6 protein-coding genes are annotated in these 3938 nt (G+C 60.1%); 2 read left to right on the top strand and 4 right to left on the bottom strand.

Annotated features, from left to right (window positions below):
• The 3 genes from ENZ75_RS24235 to ENZ75_RS24245 all read right to left on the bottom strand — a co-directional run.
• A partial coding sequence (locus ENZ75_RS24235) for a transglutaminase-like cysteine peptidase (RefSeq protein WP_206617090.1) occupies positions 1-294 on the bottom strand: 294 nt, incomplete at its 3' end.
• A gap of 266 nt (positions 295-560) precedes the next feature.
• Positions 561-1178, bottom strand: coding sequence for a PilZ domain-containing protein (locus ENZ75_RS24240; protein WP_013531341.1), 618 nt, complete (start codon positions 1176-1178; stop codon positions 561-563).
• Positions 1179-1361: 183 nt separating this feature from the next.
• Positions 1362-1994 (bottom strand): PAS domain-containing protein, encoded by a 633-nt coding sequence (locus ENZ75_RS24245; RefSeq protein ID WP_024503876.1) that lies wholly within the window; start codon positions 1992-1994, stop codon positions 1362-1364.
• Between the two features lie 388 nt (positions 1995-2382).
• Between ENZ75_RS24245 and ENZ75_RS24250 the strand changes: the two genes are divergently transcribed.
• Together ENZ75_RS24250 and ENZ75_RS24255 are read left to right on the top strand one after the other, a co-directional pair.
• Positions 2383-3141, top strand: a complete 759-nt coding sequence (locus ENZ75_RS24250) for a rhomboid family intramembrane serine protease (protein WP_013531343.1) — start codon at positions 2383-2385, stop codon at positions 3139-3141.
• 87 nt (positions 3142-3228) lie between these two features.
• Positions 3229-3660, top strand: coding sequence for a CBS domain-containing protein (locus ENZ75_RS24255; RefSeq protein WP_013531344.1), 432 nt, complete (start codon positions 3229-3231; stop codon positions 3658-3660).
• 47 nt (positions 3661-3707) lie between these two features.
• On the opposite strand, the gene ENZ75_RS24260 is transcribed toward ENZ75_RS24255, so the two are convergent.
• Positions 3708-3938: YjhX family toxin (locus ENZ75_RS24260; RefSeq protein ID WP_128278365.1), on the bottom strand; the 231-nt coding region annotated here is incomplete at its 5' end.

Consider the following 3938-nt stretch of genomic DNA (forward strand, 5'->3'; position numbering starts at 1 on the left):
TTCCTCGACACCGTAGTTTTCCATGTCGGTGCGCGGCTTGATGCGGGTGTTGACCGAATTGTTGATGTTGACGATCGTCGCCCACAGCTTGCGGGTCAGTTCGACCGGCGCACCCCTGCGGGTCCGTTCGCTGCATTCGCCGGGAATGCGCTGGCAGAACTCATAGTGACCAACAGGCTGGGTGGTGCGTCCGCCGGTGTGCATATAGGCCGGTCCCGCGGCATATGCTGATCCCCAAGCGGAAAGCTGCATCGCCATTGCCGCCAGCAACAGCTTGCCCCTCGTTTTCTTCATTGTTGTAGTCTCCCCGTTCGAAGGAGACATTGCCACATGTGGATTTATTTGACGCAAAAGCGCGAAGTAGATATTGAGTAAAAGTCCAATAGAATAAACGTAAAATTTGAATCATTTGAGTATTAATTCGTTTGGATATTGGGGCCCCTCACGACGGGGGCGGAGGGCTTCCAGGCCCCTCCAACAGCGGCCGAAGCATGCCATGGCGTCGAAAACAAAAAACCGGCCGCAAGGGCCGGTTCCTGGAATGTTGCTGTCGGGCCTGCTCAGGCGCGTGGCGTGTTGAATTCGGAATCAAGCGTTTCGGGACGCTGGATCACAGCGAATTCGATGGCGACGCCGTCCTCGAAATGACGCACGACCTGCCCGCGCATGGTGCCAAGCATGACCTGGATGCCGATCGCCGGTTTGACGTCGATTTCGACAGCGGCGCCGGAGAGCGAAAGGTCGATGATGCGGCACTGGTACTGGCGGCCGTCGGTGAGCTGCAGCACGCTTGTCGGATTGCGCGGTGCGACGCGCTCGTGGCGGCGATCTTCCGGCAGGTCGAGTTCATGCTTGTTGGCCAGCCAGGTCAATTGCGCGGCCAGCTTGTCCTTCTTGCGATCCGACGCAATGACGGTCATTGCGAAACCGTCCTGCAGGGTGCGTGTGACGACGCCTTCGATGCGGCCGATATGATCGATGTAGGCGATGATTTTTTCGCCGGGCATGCCGATGCGGTCGGTGCGAAACGCGACATTGCCCGGTGACATGTCGACGACCTGGCAGGGATGTTCGGTGCGGTCTTCCAGCATGAAGCGTCCGTAAATTTTAACCCGGACGCGCTGAAAGTTTCGCCTTTCAGCTTGGGACGGCGCATAGTCGACCGCCGCTGACCTCATGACTGCCTACACCCCGTTTGGCATCCCGCGCGCCGATGCGAGGAACTTCATCACAGAAGTACAACAAAGCGGGTTAACAAAGGGGAAAAGCGGGCGCTCCAGCGTTTTCCTTTTTGCAGGCCGTGGTGCCAAAACCGCCGCGCAGTTTTGGGCGACGTGCATCAGGTCTCAAAAAACAGCGGACTATTCCTCGCGCCCGCCATCGAAGACGACGAGATGACGGATGCGACGCACCCGGCCGAGCGCCGAGATCGTCTCGGGTGCCCCAAGTTCATCGGGAACAAGCGAGGGAACATCGATCGCCGGGCGATTGTTCAGAAGCTCCTTCTCCGGATCTATGACGCGGATTGAATCGATCAACGCATCGGTGATCGGATCGGCACCCAGCCAGAAGGGTTTCTCCACGGCGCTGATGACGCCCAGGCAGCGCGGATTTTCGACGCCGCCGTCCAGCGGCAGGGCAAGCAGTTCGAACTTATTGGAGCGCCCGTTGCGGCTGAAGCCCTCATAGCTGATGAGCACGACCGATTTCTGCTCGAACACGCCATGGATCAGGCGCGAGACGAGCCGCTGGTCCTTCTCGCGCCACAGCGATGGAAAGGAAAACCCCTTGAGCTCGCGGCCGTAGCAGGCGCAAAGCCTCGTGCCGGCCAGCCGGAATACGGCCTGTCCGCGCGTGTCACGTTCCAGGATAAAGGTGTCGGCCAGCAGCGACTTGATGTCGGCCGGTTCGACCTCCGAACGCTTCGGGGCGGGGCGTCCATCACGCAGGCGGTTCCAATATTGGAACAGCGTGATCGATCCATTCTGGTTCATGCTATGCTGCTCCGCGCAATCTGTCGTCTGATGTCCCATCGGTGAACAGAAGGGCGCCCTCCGAGGACCTACATGCGTTGCGGAGCAGGAAGCGTGCCAGCGTCGTTAACACTTGTTCACGGGTCGGGGTCGTTAAGGTTAACAAGTGGTTTACGTTGCGTCTGAGCCAGCCCCGTGGCACACAAAAACCACTCCAGAAGCGGTCGTTTCGCGACGATCGGCAGCACTTCAGTCAGAGTTTTAGGGGAGCAGGGGGCTCGACCGGCCGTTCAAGGGAAACCTTGAACGGCTTCTTTTTTGATTCGCGCCAGATGATTCGCGGTTTGCTGTTCGGTCCGCGTTAATCTAGATGCTCGAACCTGGAATCCCGCAGTGAGTGCAATTTCAAATGAGTGAACCGGTAATTCCCTCGGAAGCCGACCCGGTCGAGGGCGCGCCCGAGCCGCGGCGCGAGCCGGTGTTCAACCTGCCGCCCGTCGTGCTGGCGGTGATCGGCATCTGCGTCGTCGTCTATCTGTTGCAGCAATATGTGTTGAGCGAATCCCAGCAGATGACATTGCTGTATGACGGGGCCTTCATCCCCGTTCTCTACACCGGGCAATACGGCTTCGACTGGTTCCTGTTTTCGCGGCCCTTCACCTACGCGTTCATGCATGGCGGCTTTGCCCATATCGCCATCAACATGGTGTGGCTCGCCGCGTTTGGCTCACCATTGGCAAACCGTCTGGGAACGCTGTGGTTCGCGCTGTTCTTTGCCGCAACCGGGCTGGCTTCGGTCGCGCTTTTCTGGGCACTGCATCCTTACGGTGAGGCGCCGCTGGTCGGGGCTTCCGGTGCGATATCAGGCATGATGGGGGCTGCGGCGCGTTTTGGCTTCCGCACCGATCGTTCGGCCGGCAAGGCCGCCTTCGCCGGCCCGGTGCTGCCGATCGCATTCGTGTTGCGCTTGCGCGGTGTCGTGATTTTCCTTGCCATGTGGATGGTCATCAATCTCGCCACCGGCCTGCTCGGTTTTGCCCCGGGGGTAGACGGCCAGATCGCCTGGGAGGCCCATATTGGCGGCTTTGTCGCCGGCTTCTTCGGCCTGCGCTGGTTCGACAGGCGATGGCAGGCGCCCGAATGGGAGACGGCCGACCACCACACTTGAAATGCAACCGATCACGGCGCACGATGTTCACTCTTACGTGAAGGCCGGTCAGGGCAGGAACCGGCAGGCAAAGCAGAGGAGGACGCCATGACGGTTAAGGCAATTCTCGAGAGAAAAGGCCATGACGTGTTGACGCTCGGGCCGAACGAAAAGCTTAGCGAAGCCATCCGTATCCTGGCAGAGCACAAGATCGGGGCGCTGGTCATCACCAATGGCGATCGCAAGATCGTCGGCATCCTGTCAGAGCGCGATATCGTCCGGGTTGTCGCCCGCGAAGGTGGAGCCGCGCTCGATATCCCCGTGCGTTCGGCGATGACGCCGAAAGTGAAGATCTGCAACGAAAACCACACCGTCAACGAGGTGATGGAGATCATGACCCGAGGCCGCTTCCGCCATCTGCCGGTGGAAAAGGACGGCATGCTCGATGGCATCGTGTCCATTGGCGACGTGGTCAAGCGCCGCATCGAGGATGTCGAGCGCGAGGCCGACGAGATCAGAGCCTACATCGCCACCGCCTGAGCGGTGAGGCGAACCGCCGGCCGGAGAACCGACCGGCGGAGCCGTGGTTACCTGTTGTCGAGTTCGGAGCGGACGAGTGCGAGCCCGCGCCGGGTGATGCGGTAGGGTCCACCGTCAGACGAAGAAACAGCCTTCTTCCGCTTCAGTTTTCGAAACAGCTCGAGATCGACGCCCGGATAATGCCAGCCGTCGCGGGTCAGGCATTTGACGGAGGCGATCCGTTTCTTCTCGTTCTTTTCGATTTCAATGCGTCCGCCCTGCGCGAGCAGGTGCAGGAT

Source organism: Mesorhizobium sp. M7A.F.Ca.CA.002.04.1.1 (assembly GCF_004022805.1).
GTDB classification, from domain to species: domain Bacteria; phylum Pseudomonadota; class Alphaproteobacteria; order Rhizobiales; family Rhizobiaceae; genus Mesorhizobium; species Mesorhizobium ciceri.

Coding starts and splice junctions, on each gene's coding strand:
- ENZ75_RS24240 (WP_013531341.1), bottom strand. CDS start 1,178: ATGAGGTCAGCGGCGGTCGACTATGCGCCGTCCCAAGCTGAAAGGCGA.
- ENZ75_RS24250 (WP_013531343.1), top strand. CDS start 2,383: ATGAGTGAACCGGTAATTCCCTCGGAAGCCGACCCGGTCGAGGGCGCG.
- ENZ75_RS24255 (WP_013531344.1), top strand. CDS start 3,229: ATGACGGTTAAGGCAATTCTCGAGAGAAAAGGCCATGACGTGTTGACG.
- ENZ75_RS24245 (WP_024503876.1), bottom strand. CDS start 1,994: ATGAACCAGAATGGATCGATCACGCTGTTCCAATATTGGAACCGCCTG.